This is a genomic window from Paenibacillus sinensis (genome assembly GCF_019904155.1).
GTDB lineage: Bacteria > Bacillota > Bacilli > Paenibacillales > Paenibacillaceae > Paenibacillus_AQ > Paenibacillus_AQ sinensis.
Map to the genome: position 1 here is coordinate 168,328 of NZ_JAHCMB010000191.1, position 17,803 is coordinate 186,130.

The 17,803-nt window shown below is 46.4% G+C and carries 25 protein-coding genes; all 25 read right to left on the reverse strand.

Annotated features, from left to right (window positions below; translation table 11 throughout):
- Window positions 1-59: 59 nt before the first annotated feature.
- Window positions 60-2,048, reverse strand: a complete 1,989-nt coding sequence (locus KIH86_RS23990; RefSeq protein ID WP_223085908.1) for a hypothetical protein — start codon at window positions 2,046-2,048, stop codon at window positions 60-62.
- Window positions 2,049-2,299: 251 nt separating this feature from the next.
- Entirely contained in the window at window positions 2,300-2,530 is a 231-nt protein-coding gene (locus KIH86_RS23995) for a hypothetical protein (RefSeq protein ID WP_223085909.1), read from the reverse strand.
- Between the two features lie 53 nt (window positions 2,531-2,583).
- Complete coding sequence (locus tag KIH86_RS24000; RefSeq protein WP_223085910.1) at window positions 2,584-3,189, reverse strand: hypothetical protein; 606 nt, start codon at window positions 3,187-3,189, stop codon at window positions 2,584-2,586.
- Between the two features lie 42 nt (window positions 3,190-3,231).
- Entirely contained in the window at window positions 3,232-4,134 is a 903-nt protein-coding gene (locus KIH86_RS24005) for a hypothetical protein (protein WP_223085911.1), read from the reverse strand.
- Window positions 4,135-4,143: 9 nt separating this feature from the next.
- Window positions 4,144-5,571, reverse strand: a complete 1,428-nt coding sequence (locus KIH86_RS24010; protein ID WP_223110697.1) for a hypothetical protein — start codon at window positions 5,569-5,571, stop codon at window positions 4,144-4,146.
- Window positions 5,561-6,214, reverse strand: a complete 654-nt coding sequence (locus KIH86_RS24015) for a phage adaptor protein (protein WP_223085913.1) — start codon at window positions 6,212-6,214, stop codon at window positions 5,561-5,563. Before KIH86_RS24015 ends, KIH86_RS24010 begins: the two co-directional genes overlap by 11 nt.
- 113 nt (window positions 6,215-6,327) lie before the next feature.
- Window positions 6,328-6,654 (reverse strand): hypothetical protein, encoded by a 327-nt coding sequence (locus tag KIH86_RS24020; RefSeq protein WP_223085914.1) that lies wholly within the window; start codon window positions 6,652-6,654, stop codon window positions 6,328-6,330.
- 13 nt (window positions 6,655-6,667) lie between these two features.
- Window positions 6,668-8,026 (reverse strand): pectate lyase family protein, encoded by a 1,359-nt coding sequence (locus KIH86_RS24025; protein WP_223085915.1) that lies wholly within the window; start codon window positions 8,024-8,026, stop codon window positions 6,668-6,670.
- Window positions 8,027-8,038: 12 nt separating this feature from the next.
- Window positions 8,039-8,290, reverse strand: coding sequence for a spike base protein, RCAP_Rcc01079 family (locus tag KIH86_RS24030; RefSeq protein WP_223085916.1), 252 nt, complete (start codon window positions 8,288-8,290; stop codon window positions 8,039-8,041).
- A 227-nt stretch (window positions 8,291-8,517) separates the two neighbouring features.
- The gene (locus tag KIH86_RS24035; RefSeq protein ID WP_223085917.1) at window positions 8,518-8,688 is read right to left on the reverse strand and encodes a hypothetical protein; all 171 of its coding nucleotides are present in this window, start codon (window positions 8,686-8,688) and stop codon (window positions 8,518-8,520) included.
- A gap of 5 nt (window positions 8,689-8,693) precedes the next feature.
- The gene (locus tag KIH86_RS24040; protein WP_223085918.1) at window positions 8,694-9,014 is read right to left on the reverse strand and encodes a hypothetical protein; all 321 of its coding nucleotides are present in this window, start codon (window positions 9,012-9,014) and stop codon (window positions 8,694-8,696) included.
- 12 nt (window positions 9,015-9,026) lie between these two features.
- Complete coding sequence (locus tag KIH86_RS24045) at window positions 9,027-9,905, reverse strand: Mu-like prophage major head subunit gpT family protein (protein ID WP_223110699.1); 879 nt, start codon at window positions 9,903-9,905, stop codon at window positions 9,027-9,029.
- Between the two features lie 25 nt (window positions 9,906-9,930).
- Complete coding sequence (locus KIH86_RS24050; protein WP_223085920.1) at window positions 9,931-10,383, reverse strand: hypothetical protein; 453 nt, start codon at window positions 10,381-10,383, stop codon at window positions 9,931-9,933.
- Window positions 10,384-10,396: 13 nt separating this feature from the next.
- A complete protein-coding gene (locus KIH86_RS24055) occupies window positions 10,397-11,260 on the reverse strand; it encodes a hypothetical protein (RefSeq protein WP_223085921.1) in 864 nt (287 codons plus the stop codon).
- A gap of 122 nt (window positions 11,261-11,382) precedes the next feature.
- Window positions 11,383-11,547, reverse strand: a complete 165-nt coding sequence (locus KIH86_RS24060) for a hypothetical protein (protein WP_223085922.1) — start codon at window positions 11,545-11,547, stop codon at window positions 11,383-11,385.
- A 3-nt stretch (window positions 11,548-11,550) separates the two neighbouring features.
- Window positions 11,551-11,706: a hypothetical protein gene (locus tag KIH86_RS24065; RefSeq protein WP_223085923.1), complete on the reverse strand. Its 156-nt coding sequence runs from the start codon at window positions 11,704-11,706 to the stop codon at window positions 11,551-11,553.
- Window positions 11,703-11,843 carry a hypothetical protein gene (locus tag KIH86_RS24070; RefSeq protein WP_223085924.1) on the reverse strand — a complete coding sequence of 47 codons (141 nt, stop codon included), beginning with the start codon at window positions 11,841-11,843 and terminating at the stop codon, window positions 11,703-11,705. The genes KIH86_RS24065 and KIH86_RS24070 overlap by 4 nt, the downstream gene beginning before the upstream one ends.
- Before the next feature lie 11 nt (window positions 11,844-11,854).
- Complete coding sequence (locus KIH86_RS24075; RefSeq protein ID WP_223085925.1) at window positions 11,855-12,040, reverse strand: hypothetical protein; 186 nt, start codon at window positions 12,038-12,040, stop codon at window positions 11,855-11,857.
- Between the two features lie 267 nt (window positions 12,041-12,307).
- Window positions 12,308-14,221 (reverse strand): portal protein, encoded by a 1,914-nt coding sequence (locus tag KIH86_RS24080; protein WP_223085926.1) that lies wholly within the window; start codon window positions 14,219-14,221, stop codon window positions 12,308-12,310.
- Between the two features lie 11 nt (window positions 14,222-14,232).
- Window positions 14,233-14,493, reverse strand: a complete 261-nt coding sequence (locus tag KIH86_RS24085; RefSeq protein ID WP_223085927.1) for a hypothetical protein — start codon at window positions 14,491-14,493, stop codon at window positions 14,233-14,235.
- Window positions 14,490-14,678, reverse strand: coding sequence for a hypothetical protein (locus KIH86_RS24090; RefSeq protein WP_223085928.1), 189 nt, complete (start codon window positions 14,676-14,678; stop codon window positions 14,490-14,492). The genes KIH86_RS24085 and KIH86_RS24090 overlap by 4 nt, the downstream gene beginning before the upstream one ends.
- On the reverse strand, window positions 14,678-16,420 hold the full coding sequence (locus tag KIH86_RS24095) for a phage terminase large subunit family protein (RefSeq protein WP_223085929.1): 1,743 nt from the start codon (window positions 16,418-16,420) through the stop codon (window positions 14,678-14,680). Before KIH86_RS24095 ends, KIH86_RS24090 begins: the two co-directional genes overlap by 1 nt.
- Window positions 16,417-16,956: a terminase small subunit gene (locus KIH86_RS24100; protein WP_223085930.1), complete on the reverse strand. Its 540-nt coding sequence runs from the start codon at window positions 16,954-16,956 to the stop codon at window positions 16,417-16,419. The genes KIH86_RS24095 and KIH86_RS24100 overlap by 4 nt, the downstream gene beginning before the upstream one ends.
- A gap of 53 nt (window positions 16,957-17,009) precedes the next feature.
- Window positions 17,010-17,249 carry a hypothetical protein gene (locus tag KIH86_RS24105; RefSeq protein ID WP_223085931.1) on the reverse strand — a complete coding sequence of 80 codons (240 nt, stop codon included), beginning with the start codon at window positions 17,247-17,249 and terminating at the stop codon, window positions 17,010-17,012.
- A 164-nt stretch (window positions 17,250-17,413) separates the two neighbouring features.
- The gene (locus tag KIH86_RS24110) at window positions 17,414-17,743 is read right to left on the reverse strand and encodes a hypothetical protein (RefSeq protein ID WP_223085932.1); all 330 of its coding nucleotides are present in this window, start codon (window positions 17,741-17,743) and stop codon (window positions 17,414-17,416) included.
- Between the last annotated feature and the right edge of the window lie 60 nt (window positions 17,744-17,803).

Genomic DNA, 17,803 nt, shown 5'->3' on the forward strand with positions numbered 1-17,803 from the left:
TTTTAGGGTTCCGCCTAGTGTATTATTTAGTTTAGCCCCACTAGCCGTTGCCGTGGGGCTTACTGCTCCCCCGAGCCAATGCCCTCGTCATAATACTTCTGGATTTCCTCTTTGCTAAATCCTAGCGAAGACAGGACTTGCATTGTAGCTGCATCGCTCAAACCGGCATCAGCTACATTGTTAAACATTGCCTTTCGCTGAGTCGGGTCTTTGGTGATCTGAGTCTTTCCAGAATCCACTTGCTTTCCTGCTGCATTAGTTGTATACACAGGTACGGTATATAGGTCTTTTATGTTTTTCAGAACTTCGCTTGCCGTAAGCTGATTGTCTTGAATCTGCTGCGCACCTTCGTACCACGGAGTACCTGACTTGATACCATACGCTTCTAAGCCAGCAGGAGCCGTTCCAGATGCTTCCCACGACTTGAATAAATTGTTGTCATTGCTGTTTTTAATGTCAGACTCTGTACCCATTCTTGATGTCTTAGCATTATATTGAGAAATATCAAGACCACGACTGTCATTAGCAGAGTTAACAGCAAATTGATATGCATCTTGTGTCTGTGTACCCTTGGGCAAACCGTATAAGGTAGCAAGCGCGTCCGGAATGACACCGGTTTGCTGAGCAACGGTCCAGAGATTCTGAAGATGAATCTGCTGCTGTTCTGATGTCGGCGTACCATCTGGAAGGTATCCGGTAAGCTGAGCCATAGTGACATTTTGGTTAAATGCTTGATTCTTTGATTCCAAGGTCTTCTGACCATTGGAAAATTGACCGATCGCATTACCATAGTTAAACCTATTCTCCCAAGCTTGCTGCGCCTCTTGGTCGTCCAATGCTTGTCCTTGAAGTGTACGTCCAGGATTAGAAGCTATAGCATTTGCAAGGCTAGTATTAGCACCAAGACTGCTAATGTCTAATCCCGATGCTTGCAACTGGCTACGGATATTATCCGCTTGGCTGCTTAATGATGTTCGTTGGTCCTTAGTGGTTGTAGGCTGCTCAGCCTGTTGCTTCAGCGTGTAAAGTGAATCGATCAGCGTTTGCTGTTGCGGTGTTAAGTAATATCCGGTGAGTGCAGCATCAGCCCGTCTGTTATCAAGTCCGCGCTGGTTCTCTGTCGTGAGTGCATTCAAGGCGTTGTACCGGTTATTCATTTCAGTTTGTGCGCGACTTTCTGCAACAGATTGCTGATTAGCCAAAGGTGTGAGCAACGATGATAAGTTGTTGTACTCTTGCTGGCGTTTTGCCTGTTCGTTGGCTAGGATCTGCGGTACGACTTGTGTCTCCAAATATTCTCTCTCTCCGTTCTGGATGCCTTGAGCGCGATCGCTAAGCATAGTCGAACGACCGAATCCAGACGAACCTAGCGATTCCTGTGCGGCCCGTGTGCCTTCATTTGCTCTACGGTCAGACTGTGCTTGGTACGCAGCGTATTCAGGCGTAGAGTAGGCATCTATGTTGGATTGAGTCTGTGCCTGTGACTGCAATTGGCTAATCAGATTGTCAATCTGCGAGGTGTATTGATTGGTTGGCAATGACATATTGTTATAAATCTGGCCTTGCAGATCGTTGATCCGGTAGTTGCTGAGTGCCTGGTTATAGGATTCAGGCGTTGCATACGTTGTGCCGTTGATGTTCGGAGCGTTCATGAACGGTTGGTTGTTAACCGTAACCACGCCGTTCTGATAGCCAATGCTGCTCGGATTGTATCCAGACGCTTGAAGGCTGTTTCGGACGCCTACCGTTCCGTATGGGCTGCTTGACGCACTGGATACTCCTGATGCGGTCGCTGACGATCCGGTGTTTTTAGGAGAATAAACCGGAGACGTGTTCCCAACCGATTTCTGATAATTCGCCCATGCGTTGTTAAAATTGTTCGATGTATCGTAAGATACACCATTCAGTACCTTTGACGGCTTCATGAAATCACTACCGCCTACAGTGATGTATCCATTGTTTGAGTTATAGCCGATGTCGGAGTTTTTCACTCCTTTGCTGACTAAGCTATCTCGTATTGCTGTTCCGTATCCTGTTGGAGTGGCCATGTTGTTCCTCCTTTGCAATAGAAAAAGAGCCTGCTCATTTGCAGACTCTGCATATCCAATATCATCCACAACTTGTATAATTGGTCTGTTCGTGTGGTAGATTTGGAGGTGAAATATGGAAAAAGACTTAATTCATAATTTGACTATAGAATACATCAAACTCCACTACCAGAACGGAGTGGGTGCAGTTGAAGATTTCGCAAAGTTATATTTAGAAGTAAGAAACGACATTTCTAAAGTACTAGAAAAGTCTATTCTTGATGAATCTGCTCCTCCTTGGAACTACTAATGGGGTAATCACTGGATAGTGGAGTGCAGCCGAAAGCAATGCTCTTCGACTTTTCCAAGATATCGACAGCTTGCTTTACTGTGTATCCTTTTTGAGCAAGAAATTCAAGAATGTGCTGAATAACTGACGCTTCTTTTTGATTTCCTACCACACGGACATACCGTGACTCGTCAAATAATTTTGTGATTTCCATATCTCATTCCTCCTAATAGTAAAGGACCCTCATAAGAGAGTCCTTTTTGTATGTTATTGTGCTTGAAGTGCGGCAAGTTGCGCCTCAAGGTCAGCAAGATTCTTTTTCTCGGCTTCAAGGCTAGCTTTTGCTAACTCTAAAGATATAACAGCTTCGTCGTAGTTACTTTGTGCCCGGTCCTTGTATACTTGAGCGAGATTAGGATTCGAATTTGCGGCATCAAGCTGTGCTTTGCGAGATGTAACGTTAGATTGGCTTGCATCAATCGCACTTTCGTATCCGGATATATCCTTCTTTGATTTTTCAATACGTGCCGTGAGGTCAGTTATTTTATTTTCTTTATTCTCTTTATCCGTCATTTCTTTCTGTTCAGCTTTAGCTATCGCAGAAAGTTCTTCGCTCGATTTACCAGTAAGATCAACCGTTGTACTATCCACTTTAACCTCCAGTCCCAAGGCTTTAGCAGTTGACCTAACAGGCAAGTAACTGGTCCCATTGATTACTGCGCCCTGTCCTATTGATTTTCCATTCAACTTTATATCAAGCGTGTTATCTACTTTACTTCCAAGCAGTTTAGCTCCAGCTCCGTAAATCTGTGGTGAGAATGTCAGCACGGCCCCAATTACGATGCCCAGCAACAAAGTTCCAATTTTCTTCATACTACACACCCCGAATAGTATATTTTGGGATTAGTATATCACTTAATTTTGGGTGTGTGAATGAGTGAACCCTCCATATGCAGACCAAGTATATACTGTGACTCCGTCTGCTCCTAAGAGTTGAGCACCATTGGGAATACCGTGGTTATGACTTCCTCCAGATACTGAGTTGGTTGATGCACCAACTGTAGCTTTAGAATTTAGAGCACTTTGGAGATTCGTAGATGATAAGCTAGGTTTTATTTTACTAAAATCTGAGCTTTGAGTAATGAGAATTTCATTACTCGTCGTCAGGAATATGTTCCCGGTTTCTGCGAATAACTCAGCACCACCGCGACCTTCCACGCTCAACAGTCCTAGACGTGTGTTTAATTGACCTTTTACGCTTCCTCCATATGTCAAGTTAAGAGCTGGTGAACCCATGTCGTTTGGAACAATGGTGATTGAATTGTTCGCGTCAATATAAACGGCAAATAGATTATTTGAACTACTCATTTCAGCACGCGGATAAGTTCCGTTTTGAGTTGCAATATAGGAACCGAATATCTGTATAGACTGAATCAGGCCGGCCGTGATCGTGCCAAGGTCTGCGCTAATTGCCGATAGGTAGTCAACATCGATTTTGCTAGCCGTCACCGCGCCTGCCTGAATTTTGTCGGCGCTGACTGCTCCGGCTTGAATCTTATCTGCCGATACAGCACCGGCCTGGATTTCATCGGCTGTGACCGCATTCGCTTGGATGTGATTACTTGTGATGGAATCTGCCTGAATCTTATCACCTGTGATAGAACCAGCTGTAATGACCTTGGCGTTCAACTCTACAATGTTCAGCGTGTCCAAGCTTACCAGGAGATTATTTATCTCTCCAACGACGCTGTTCAGCTTGTTCTTCATATCCTCCACATTAGCAAATGGAGGCAATCCGTTAAGTGTAGGTACTGGCATAATTACCTCCTAATATTGGACTGGATGTGTCTTGAACCACCGTTCGAATCCGTACAGCCGGAATGTGCCGGTAACGATAAACCGGAATCGTATCCAGTTTGCAAGTGGAACCACATCGAGCGGAATAATGACGTTCTGATTCTGCGCCGATGCAGAGGCTGTTATCGGGTCCCCTACGGTGTACCAGGTTGTCCCTTGGTCAACGCTCACCTGAATTGTTAGGGACGTTCCAGAGTTCGCATAGTATTGAAGATGCATTTGATCGTATTCCTTCTCGGCCTCAGACCGATCAAAGTCCTTTGTTTCCACCATGCTTGTACTGGATGTGGGTCCACCTTTAACGTTGAACGTCTGTCCGGATGAATCAGCAGCATATACTTTGTCGTTGAAGTTGATGCCAAATAGAAAATTCTCATTTATCCTGGACACGCTCCAGATTTGGAATCGTTGGTCGTATACCAGGCGAATATTCGGGTATGTGGATCCGTCAATAGGTAAGCACAGGTAGTAACGTATGCCGTCAGAGAAAGCACATGCGTTTCCTATCGCTGACTGGTTAATGCGATTGATGAACGTGCGCACCGGTTCACCAATACGATTAGCCGATCCAGCTGCGCCAATATACACATCGTCACTAGCAAGCCACATCAGCGCGCTGCCCATATCAACGAGCGTATTGGAATTAATGCATCCGATATTGTCAGACGATGGTACAAGACGGTAGAACGCCCTTGCGTCTCCTGTATGGTAAATCAGGGCGAATGAATCTTTTTTGAACACCCATATCTGACCACCGAACGCAATCATAGCCGTTAGCGGACCACCGTTTGCCGTGTAATACTGGACAATGCCTGAGTTTTCCGCGCTGCTCCAATCTGTAGCATTCTGGAAAGCACTGTAATGGATTTCATCGCCGTTCTCCCCAGTCACACCAGAAATGAACACACGCAGGTTGTCGGCGGCGATTATACGGCCTTTAGGAGCTGCTGTGAGGTCTTGCAAAGACGATCCGTTCCAATACTTCACCGTGTCCGTACCGTTCGTTAGAATAAGCGCTGCTCCACCTACATCGAAGTTTGCCGATTGCCACACCGTATTGGTGTAAGTACCAGCGATATCCGTCCATGTTCCAGCGTTGTCATACTGCAATTTCGCACCAACGGCGCGAACCATATGCACATTACCGAATGAGGTAAGCAATCTGGTTATCGCGCCGCCGCTTGATCCATATGCAGTTGGTCCGAGTGCTGTAGACTTTGCAGGAAAAAATTCGTCCGTATCCCATCCGTACTCATTGACGGATTGGTTATCTTTAATGTCAAAAGAGTTGATCCCTGTGTATACGCCGCCTGTTAGCTTCGTTTCTACACGGTTATCCCCGCGGGTATCAATCCCTTTCGGATATGTTGACCATTGAGCCATGAGATCACCATCCATTAATTACACGCGAATGATTGCGGAATGTAGTCGGTGAAGTGGGTTGCGTAAATTCTGGTTCCTTAATCCTTCTGCTCCATAAAACATCTGCGATTTTTTCCTGATAGTCAGCTTCATAGTTGTTTTTCATGACCACATCTTTGCGAGCAGAAGCCATGCGTTTCAGTATGCCGAATTTCAATATTTCATGGTACTTCGTTGGCAGATCAGGAGTTGAGCTTAATATGGATTCAGTGACTTCTATCGGCTCAGAGTCAAGGTAAATGTACACGGCCATTCCATCAGGAACGCCTCCCGGGTAATAAAGGAACATCGCATTGGATACGATCGTGTACCATGGCGCATTTCCGGAAAACACATTATCGTCGTTTCGCTTCATCGGTACTTCTTGGAATGTAGGTTCAGGCGATGTTTCGTCAATCTCCATGTTCACCACTTTGATCTTGGTGAAATCAAGGCCATCCGGGAACGGATAATAATTATTATCCAGGACTGTGGTAAAAGCATACGGAGGCGAATCTATCTCCAGAACGTCGAACAATTCACGTAGTTCTTCGTTCATCCATACAATCTTCTGAGCATTGCTGAACGTATTTCGGTATCTCAGATTCACATCGTTCAGTATGTCTTGATATGAAGCCATATTGTTCCTCCTTTCTACAAAGCAGACTTATACGGCTCCTGTATTTCGTCTAAGGTAATTCTCCCCATCTGGAATAAAAACCGATATAGACGCAATATACGCTCGTCCATCCATTACACCCCCAGTTGAAGGCTGGCAAGGTCAGCAACTAGTTGTTTGAGTTCTGCTATTTCTTCTTCCTGACTTTTGGGAAATGGGTGTTCATCCAGATACTGCGACCATAGGACACTTAGTTCGTCTTCTGTACGCTCTTTCAGCTCTCCATTTACATATTGTAGTCGTGGGATAACAGCGTTGTACCAGAGATCAGGATTGTAATGTCTACCGGCATCTTCAGCGACAAGAATATCTCCTTCCATCTGCTGCTCGAAGGCAGACGAAAATGTGTGGATGACATTTCCTCCAGAGTCCACACGGATGTAGTGACTATACCCAAACATATCGCGCCTCCTTCTATAATTCGGCATCCATCGCCGCAAACGAATCAGCATTACCGCGTAATTTCACGGGCAATCCAGCTGCGATAGTCGGCATGCCTGCTCCTGATATTTGAATTTGTCCTCCATATTGTGATACCGTTGAAACTGTTACATCAGCCGCCTGAATCGTGTATTCTGTACTGCCAACAACAAGCGAAAAACTTCCTGTAAATTTATATGTTGGACTAGTACGTGATCTTACATTTACCGGGAATGTGATAAACACGGTGTTCGAAGCAGCCGATATTCCCATACCGATTTGTGTGTAGTAATACGGTGTCAGAAGATCGTAGTACCGCTGACATAAACGAAGTTCTTCGGAATAACTTTTAGGTTGAAAAGGTAAGTCTATATCACCGGCGCAAAGTTGAATACGAGTGATATCTACCCCACCATTCCCAACAAATGTCTCTGCAACGGTATCTCCTACACCAGCAGCGTTTGCAGATCCCCACATCAGAAAGATATCCAAGCCAATCAAGTCATTTCCATCGCTTCCGAATGTTTTCCCAGACAAGCTATTCATCGTAAATGTATGACTGTATTTTGTCCAGGCGGGAGTGAGTGTCCAGTGAGTTCCATTCAAAATCTCTGCCGGGCTTGGAGAACCGGTGTATCCATAAAATTGATACAGTCGTGCTCCGATTTTTTTATTGGTTAATGAACTTCTTGCCCAGAAACTCAAAGTAACCTTTTTACCTGCACCAGCTAAGAGCCTTACCCCATTCTCAACAACCTGCCTGATGCTGTATTCAGCGTTAGCCCCGAATCCGCTCCCGGCGCCATTTGTTGATATACGCATATAATAAGAGCTGCCATCCAAATCTCCAGGAGAAACTTCAAGTCTTGTCCGTGTAACAGAAGGGAAAGTACCACCGTCTGCATTAGCATTGGCATTCCAGCGGTCAGGTCCGTATCCACTCGATGCTGGTGGACCAGAAAATACGCCACCTCGTTGCCATACGTCAAGATTACCGTTTATCAACGCTTGTCGATTTACGTTGTATGGCATACTTTCGGTTATTGAAACAATACTTCCCATACTGTACACCTTTTTGGTGTATCCTCCGGTGAATGAAACTCCATCTCCGAAGTAAGTTACGCTTGAATCGCCATTGATTGATGTTACTGTGTATACACCTAAAGGGAATACAATAGCAGTCCTTCCAGTAGAAACAGCCAAGTTAACAAGTTGCTGAAGTTTAATTGTAACGTCCGTTCCATCTGGGTATATTCCATATTCTCCAACATTAAGGAATAAATCACCCCAGTTTTTTATATTGGACAGTGTATTACCAATCTTGGAGCTTGTCAGTTCGCTTACCTTTTGCATGATATCACCGCCTTAATAAAGCGCTACAAGGTTCGTTGCTGTGGTTCCAGTAGCATTGATACGCTGAACGCCAATATAAATGGTGCCAACAGGGACCGCCTTGAATATTGCTGTTGTTCCATCTGCCATAAGCGCGGAGATATCACCCGTTCCACCTACATACACAGCCTTGCCGTAAGGAGTACCATTCTTGAAAATGAGGTTTACTGTGTCACTTGGAGTTACTGTAACTGCTCCTTGATATGTGTTTGAAATAATGGACATTTAGCTCACCTCTCTGCGCTTATATGGTCGTTTTTGTGGCCGTACTGTCGTTTCTGCGAATTCCTGTGGATCTTCATTTGTCTGCTTCATGTCCCTGAAGTGTTTATTGAGTTCCCGAAGTTCCCGGAGCAGATCATTCTTCCACCGGTTATCCGGAGTTGTATCCTGGAAGTGGTCCATATTGGCCTCCTTATGAAAAAAGAGGGGCCGTGATAGCCCCTCTTCTGTTACTTTTCTTCCATCAGTCCGTTATCGCGGAGCGTATTTACCATGAGATTCCACAGTTTTACGCCCTCTTTGGCAGCTGCGTCCATCTTGTCATTGGTTCGCTGAAGTGCGATGTGCTGAATCTTTTTGCTTGGTGCATCAGCACCGACCCATGTGCTGCGTTGATCCATCGGAATCATCCTTTCAGCACTTTGATTTTCCAGGTGCCGGATGCAAGGTCCACTGTGCCAGCAGTTGCATTGAACACCGTGATTTTGACTGTATTCGCTGCCGTAACATAACCGGTTGCAATCACTCCGCTCTGGTCATACGGAGCAGTAACCAGGACAAAGTCGCCTAGCGCTGCTCCTGCGACTGTGATCGCAGAGGATGTAGAACCGGTATATGTGGCAAGCGAAGCCGGATCAAATGTTGTTGTAGCGTTAATGACAGCAGTAAAAAGATCATTTCCGCCTAAAGCCAACCCGGTATAGTTAGTTGTTCCTGTACTCGACATATTATGTCCTCCTTACAGGCCGGTCGAACCGACAATGCCTCTCCAGTCTTCGATGGCGTAGGAGTCGCGGAAGTATCCGTCCCATACCCACGCCATGTTGTCCGTCATGTTAGGCCGGCGACGGAACTCAACCGGTACACGCCAGTAGTGCTGCATTTGGTGACGGTTCGCTTGCAGGAACCATGCCGTTTGGCTGGAGGTAAACAGCAAGTCCACGATCTTCAGGGCAGGGAGAGTGTTCGCGTCATTGTTTGCCGTTCCGGACTTAAGCGCCGATTGAATGACTTCAGCCGCCGTAAATTGCAGCGCCTGGTTTATGACCAGTTTGGATGGACGCTGCATGATCTGCTTTCCGCCTTCATCCTTTTGTGTACGGAACAGCACGATTCCGGCTTTCAGGTTGGTGTCATTCAACGGACCGGAAGCAAGGTTGGATTGTGTGCCGCCTTGTGCACCACGGTTTGGATGCGATGCAGAGATAAGCGGTACGCCATCATATATGTTTGTGGTGAATGCACCATCAAGGATTTGAGCGCTGTTCGTTTCAACTGTGTTGCGCGCGCCGTGCCCTGCATCCTTCGTCATATTCTCGACTTCGTTGAACTTGAAGTCGTCATACAGTTCGCGAGACATTTCGATGTGAATCGACCACGGCTGGTGATTGGTCACGATCAGGTCAGCAAGTTTGAAAGACTGGCTTTCTGGATTGACCAGTTCGTTCTTCTTCGCCCAGTTTGTTGTACCAGCGTAACGCTGTACAATTTCAGCGTACTGGCTCGATGTTTTGTCATTCAGATATTGGGACCATTGTTCCGGCTCTTCGTCGTATGCTTCGAAGAATACGCGGTCAATTTTTTTGAGGAATACGTCCTGGAACTGATTAGTCTGCATAGGGTTCGGCATGTTCGTTCACTCCTTATACGAGGTATTGGGCTGCGGATGCAACCACGACGTCTACGGTAAGCTTGGTGTTGTCATAACCTACGACTTGCAGGAATCCGCCTGTGGTATCGTCCGGGTTAAGCGTAACGGCATCACTCAGGCCGAATTGCGTACCATACAGGTCTGCTGCCGTGAATGTTTTCTTTGTACCGGCATTGGTGAAGTTCATGCGAATCACCGCGTTTTTAGCCAGAACAACCGGGTAGTTCTTGGTTGTCGTAGCCGAACCTCCATTAGCCAGTGTGAAGTTAGACAGGCCCACAATAGTTCCAGTTGTTGCAGCAACGGCGTTAGCCAGTAGGCCGGACGTTGCTACCACAAAGTTACCTGCTGTGATGCTTGCACTTGCAGTAACGTCGAATGTTTCAATGTCAGGGTTGTTATCTCCCGATCCAATACGGCGAAGGACGTAAGGGATGATTGCCATGGTTTAAAACCTCCTATTTTTTCTTTGACTTCCGGTAGTCGTTGATGTTGTTGATACCTTCGAATGCCATCAGTTCGCGTACTTCTGCGGCACTCATGCCCATTGCAGCAGCCTGGGAAAGAATTTGTGCTGGAATAGCCTTTTCAGTGCTTGCTGCTGCTGGTGCATCTGTAGCCACAACGCGTTGACGGCGATGTAAGGCCGCTCTCTGCTCTGTCTCACGTTTAGTCTGCTGCACTCGTTTAGAGCCTCCAAGCGCCCAATACGCCTGTTCTACGTTGAGTGTGCCGTTCGACCGTGAAACAATGTCCGAAATCTCTTTGCGCATGGATGTGATTCCCGAAAATTCCGGATTGTCGCGCAGTTCATTGATCTGATTCGCGATTCGAAGATCAGCCAATTCCTTTTGAAGCTGTTCTTGTTGCAGACGTTGCTGCTGCTGACCGATGTACCAGTTGTACTGTTGATCATCCCATCCGTTTTGTTCAGCAAGTCGATTCGCTTCCTGGACAATCTGGTTTTCTTTGAGTCGCTGCTCGATTACATCAGGGTCACCTCCAAGCTGATCAATAACTCGCTTGTGCTTGGAGTACTTGTCTTCATACTGCTTGGACAGTTTCTCTTCTAGCTTGCGTCTCTCACGATCCATACGCTTCTCAAATGCCGTTTTCTCCTTTGGAGATAGTTCGGCATCTGGTTCTACTTCTGCGTCAGGTTCAGGATCGTAGTCGTCGTCAGAAGGTGTATCTTCTGGTGCGTCTTCGACCTCGTCTTCCTGCTCTTGATGTTCCTCAATTTGAGCATCGGCATCATGCTCTGCTGCGGGTTCTTCCGCAAATTCGCCCGAGTTGTTTCTGAAATCATCTAATGTTGGCATTGTAAACCCTCCTTTGTGCTGGACGGCATCAACCAGCTATCGCCCGATCCCGGACTATTCCCGGTAGGTCACCACCAAATGTGGGCATGAAAAAGGGCGCCGCTGCTCTGCGAACGCCCTGATTAATTTATACTTTCACAAAAATGTACTCCTGCGCTATCGACCATAACATTTAATCCTTCAACCACAATTTCTTCACCATCAGGTGACTTAAACACGTTTGTCCATTCTCCAGTGTCCTCGTTTTTAACAGCAGTTCCCCAAGGAAATTCATATACGCCGAACATGGGTTACACCTCTTTCGCTTCCTCCAAAAAATCTTTTGTGATCAACAATTTTACGAATTCCATCATTCCAAGCGCTTCGGAGTAAGTGAGGTGGTCAATGTTTTGGTAATCAATGCTACCATCAACATAATCAATTTCGATGATTAGCTGCTTTTTCACTTCTTTCCACTTCCCGGCTTGCCTGTTTCCTTGTAAGTTTGCCGCATTCCTTTTCTTCCAGCCGAACTGTCATACGTTTTTCCGCCGGACTTCACACTACCCGGACCGCAAACCTCTGGTTTCTTTGTTTCACTCATACGATTACCCCCTATTTCTTTTTCTTCTTTGCTTCTAAGCCTTTTTTGTCAGATTTCAAATCAACCTTGCTACCTTCTTTTGTGCCCATTTTCTTATCCATCTTTTTATCAGCAGCAGATGCTTCATACCGCTTCATTGCTTCGCTTTGAAGATTGTTCCGCATTTCCTTGAACTTCGCTTGACTGCCTTTAGCCACTACTTCCACCATCCTTCTTTAAGGTAGTCTCTGGTCTTAAGCTGTACTGGCCCGTTATAACCGCATGTAGAACACACCATTCCTCCATGGTGGTGGAAACCTGGACGCTCACATTTCGGGCATATGGGCTGCGATCCAACGCGGGAGAATGGATTTTCTCCCCATTTTCGCTGATTCTCGATGAAATCCTTGAACATAGGATCGCCACTCAGGAAGTGCAGCCACATCGTTTCCTCTTGTGCAGACATTTCATGCGATAAGTGCGTGTTAGAATTGATTAGCAATTGGCGCACCTCCTTGCTGCGGCATTGGAATCACGTTCTGCGGCTGTGCTTGCATCATTTGCTGCATCACCTGTGGAGGCATCTGTTGCGGCATACCTTGTGGCATTTGTGGCGGTAATCCTTGCTGCATCATATCAGGAGGCATGGCATTTGGATCTTGTCCAGGTAACATCTGCTGTTCCTGCTGCATGTCATGCTCATCTTTAAGCGGGATGCCAACTTCTTCACGCAGGTAATCCCGGAGTTCTGACCAGAAGATAACCGGCTTGCCCTCAACGGCCATCTTTGCAAGGTCTACGATCATATCAAAGATAAACGCCTTATCGTTAGGCAAACCATCTCCAATGCTAATCGACAGGTCAAACTCTGCATCCCGGGTAATCGGCTTGCCTTCTTCGTCCGTCAGCGCGATATGCTGCGGTAATGGCTCGTCGCTGTTAGGATCGTACATTTCATTCGGGATCATCTGCGGAATTTTTTTTAGCTCCCGTGGGTCATAAAACTGAAAGTCAGGCTGTTTGCCTTCGATCCGCACCCACATTTCAGTGTCCCAGTTCTCAATCATTTCGTCATAAAGAAGCTTAAGCACTTCGTTAAATCCAGCTCGGAACATTTCCTTTTTGTGGATGACTCCTTTTTGTCCGGCTTGCTGCAATGCGCTTATAGCCCGGAATGCCGTAATACCAGATGGCTGCTCACCACGCGTGACGTCTGGACGACCAGATATCAGGTCAGCCTCTTGAAATGCCTTCTCGCGCCGTACTACAACGTCAGGAGATACTTGCCGTGCCTCTACTACCCGGAATGCGGTTGGGTCGCGCATGGGCACTCTCAGACCTGGTACAGCCGTCCATTTATGTGGATCAAATCCACGACCTGCGCCTATGCCGAACACAATCTGCGGATTGCCCATCAGACGGGCGTTAATTCGTATCTGGTCGTCTAAGTCGTTGACGGTATCTTGGGTAGGGATTAACAACTCAACATCTCCCTGACCCCAGAGAATACCTCTCTGCGGGTAGCACGGTATGACCACGAATGGATACATGTTGCGGCGCTGAAGCTTGACTTTTTCCTTGCGTGTGTCTTGCAATATGATGTTCTGAGCCACACTCAGGCAGTACAGTTTTCCATCGTCGTCCTTCATGTAGCATTCCAGGAGCAGCGCACGTTGTGAGGTCGTATAATCCGACTCATCCAGGTGATCACCATCGTAAATCTTCGGATCATAGAGCACCTGTACCTGACGCTGCACGTATTTACCGCGATCCTTGAATGAACTTCTGAACCAACTCAGAGGCTTCCACATGGCGTGTATCACAAACTCAGCTTCTTGCAGTTGGTAATAAGCCGTTATTTTGGGATCAGGGAAGAAGTTTGCCGGGTTAACGACATCAAACGTCGGAAGCCCTCTTCCATCCAATGCGTCGTCGTCAAAGTATACCTTGTATATGGATGTGCCAAGCTCCAGCCGGTCATGCTCGGCTAGTTCCAGCTTTTGCTTGTACTTGTTGTGATCCATGATGTAATCCATCATGTGCTGTACTTGGGTAGAGTACAGTTCATCCGAAAGTTCAATCCCACGCGCCTGAACGTCCTCTGTCTTATCTACCAGTTCGGCGATCTGGCTGTCAATGATGGGCTTAATGATGTTTGTATTGCTTCCCGGGTCATCAGCCGACTGCTGAAATACCTGTCTCCCGTGGTAGTAATCATCACACTTTCGCATTCTCTCGTTTAACCCAATGTTCTGCTTTGCCAGCCATGCGCCATTAAAGAGCTGTTGCGCCCGCAACGCTTCTTTCGTCTCTTTTTCCGTCTGAAACAGCTTAGTACGACTGTCCTGGAGCGATTGGTCCATGTTGTCTACCGGCTTATCATTAATGGCATCTGCCACGTTGTCACCCCCTATCTTCGGTTATCCATCATTCCTGGGTCCCAGCCGCTCTGACTCACACGCTGATTGTCGTGACGTTCCTGCTTGATTTGCGCTTCCATCTGAAACATTTCGACCGACAGTTGTGCATTCTGCTCATTAGCCACTTTAAGTTCCTCTCTAAGTTGCTCATTGTCGCGCTTGGTATATCCGATCTGCCGGCCATACACAAAAGCACCGGCTGTAGTAGCCGATGCTAGTGTTAGGCATATGAAAGTTATGAGTGCGGTCATTTGACCATCCCCTCTGATATTTGATACAAGCTTTCTGCCACTTCCTTGACGAAGTCACCCGTAATGGTGAGTGTATTGCTATCCTTGTCTATGCTCTCTTCTAAGCTCTCAGCAAGCTTTTGCAGAAACAATTTAGCCGTCATTGTGCGTTTTATCCCCAAATTCTTTGTGCTGTCGATCGCCATTACCATCCCATCCTCCTAAACCAACTCGCCTCGTCGTCAGCCTCTCTGTCAGGGCGATTGGCTTCATCTTCAATTTCGCTGACATGCTTCCGTACTCCATTTATCACACTGTAATTATCCTGTTCTGTATGTTGCTTTTCTGGAACAGCGATGTCCTGCACCGGAACCGCATGCGTCTCCATGACATGCAGGATGATCGCTGACGCCATTACCGTATCGTCGTGGCTGCCTTCTTGGGCATTTGTAGCTCCCTTGGCATCTCGGACGTAAGTTAAGCACTCACTGATCAACAACTTTGATTTTATGCCCAATTTCTTCTCTCTCAGCAAGCGAGCCATCGTATCTACGGCTAGGCGCTTTGTCTGCTCACTGCTCCACCAGCCGAGTTCCTTCTTTTCCTCGTCGGTTAGCTTGTCGTAATCTGTGCGGTAATACAGATTCTCGTAGTTCAATTTGAGCTTATTTAGCACGGTCAGTCCATGATTGTTTTCTTCGACCGCGATTAGAGCATCATTGTACCACCGGCCCAGCATCGCAAGTTGTTCCGCATACTGGTCCGGGTCGATATGTCCATGCCACAAAGCACTTAGATCATACTTGTTGCTGAATACGGGCGCGGCTGAATAGTCTCCTGATTCCAAACCTTTTGCCACATCACCGCCTATATAGTATTCCAGATGCTTCTTCGGACGCTCCCAAACTTCAAGAAAACCATTTGGATCAGGAATGAACTGTATCCGTCCTCCATGGTCCTCCAAGTGGCCTATAATGCCAGGCGTACACCGAACCAGGTAATCCCTCAATACAGGAACAGCGAATCTAGGGCGACCAGATACCAAAAATGCCTCCATGTCGTCACTTGGATACTCCTGCTTGAATAGTTCTTCATCGCCGCCGCAGTTGTTTGTGATAGACCATCGCCGCCAAACAAGTTTCCGATAGGTTATCTCTGGGTACTGCTCCATGAGCTTAAGTTCAGCTGCGGTAGGTTGGAATCCATCAGGCACATCCATTTCATACCCTGGTTCCTCGAACCACGCAAAAAAAAGCGGCACGAAGTCGGACTCGCCTTTAACGGCCCGTTGCCACTCATTGTAAAAGTAATCCCCGATCCCGTTTGCTGTACTCTCCAGGATGACCATCGTGTTCGGTGTGTTCGGAACCGCCTGCATCAATCCCAGCATAAGCGTCTTTGCATCACGCCAAAACGCCACTTCGGAAGCATGTAGGTTGTGGATCGTCGATGAACGTCCAGCACCCATGTTGTTCGCAGAAGCGATTTTAATCCGGCTACGTAGACCTGGATTGCGTTTCTTCTCTGACGGGTCCATTGTTGGATTCTCAAATACAACCTCTTTGGCATTCGAAGCCTTCTTCATCGGCTTTAACTCATCAGGTAGCTCGTCATAGAAGAGTTTCGACATGTTAAACAAGTTGGTAGAAGCATCATCCTCATGCGCCACGATTAGGCTATTTGTCAGCTTATTCATGCTGGTATCATGAAAGATACGACCCTCTGTGTAAGTTGACGCGCCGCCTTGCCGGTATTTCAATATTATTAGCCTCACTGGCTTGCTTGCTGCTCGTTGTGCTTCAATTGCAGCGTCTATTTTGCGTTGCATTGTATTCAATTCCAGAGGCTTCATTTGACCGTCTTTGGTTCGAATTTTCAAGAGACGTGGGGAGTAATACGTAAAATCTGTCTTGAGTTTCCGCAGCTTATCTAAGCTAACGGTACTCATAAGCGTTCCAGCAACTGCTCAATTGTGAGTGTGCCGGTCACCTCGATCTTGTCACTGAACATTCCCAGGTGACGCGCAATAGAATCAAGAGCACCTTTCTTATCATGAAGCTTAAGCGCGATGCCTTCTTTTGTTTGCTTGATTTCTGCTACCGCATCAAGTTTTGTTCTGGAAATAGTATCAGTATCAAATATACGTACGTTCTGAACACGTTGCATAACAGGCTGCTTGTTTTCTCCTTCACCGACAAAGTCAATAACAACATCAGTTTCTTCAACCTTCAAATAGTCTGTAATATTGCTGAATCCGAGCTTTGCATATTCTTTCAACACCATATCAGCAGTGATTTCAGTACGTTTCGATCGTTCATCCATTAAATTTTGGATATATTCTTGAAGGTCAGGTTTGGTCAAGTTTTCTTGTCCTATTTGCTTTGCCGTTTTTGCACTGTACCCCGCTCTGATAGCTGCCTGTGTAGCATTGAGGTCTACGATGTATTCCTCTGCAAAGCGTATCATCTTGGCCGTCAATGCCATACTATCACCACCTTTGCACTTAATTACGATATAACCCCCGTAAATTTGGAGACTCACACCGCCGTTGTTTTCGCATTTACGTCATAATGTGCTTGTGAAGGTACATTTGTTGCGTACGGACCGTGGACTCCTCCGGGATAGCGTTCATCTGATCTTCTCACTGTTGCTCCTAGTTGTTGCATTGGAACATCAGGTATAGGGTGTGTTTTTCTTGGTTTTTCTTGTTTAATTTCCATATACTTTGTAATCTCTTCCGGCGTGCCTCCTACTCTTCCATCTGGATAAAGGATCATCTTATCTCACCACCCATATACAAATAAGGATCATAACTATAAGAACTAGAGATAAATAACGTTCTGAATGAATCAATCTATCCGGCCTCCGCTTCGCTAAGCTGATTCGGTCGAATCGTAGCCCTTCGTCCTTATCGCATCAGTTATTCAAACGAAAAGACCGGCTAAATACCGGCCTCATCTTTGAATGCCTTAAGCGCTTCGTCAATCTCAGCATCAACCTTGTGACCACATTTGTTTGATTCAAACAGCAGCATGCAATACTGAGATATCTTCTCTGTCCTCGATGGCTCATAAATATTCATTCCAGTACGTGCATCATATTTAACCGGTTCGATTAAATTTTCATATCTCACGCCGTCTGGAGTGCTAATCTTAGCAGCTCCGGTAAAATCAATCTCAATAGATCCCTTTGGAATTAACACCTCTACTCTTGCAATCTTTTCATCCAGCACAACAACTTTGTCAATCCTTGCAGCATTAACTTCATTCATCTTCATCATCCTCTTCTTGTTTTTTTGATAAATGCAAAAAGAGCAACGGCGTATACCGTT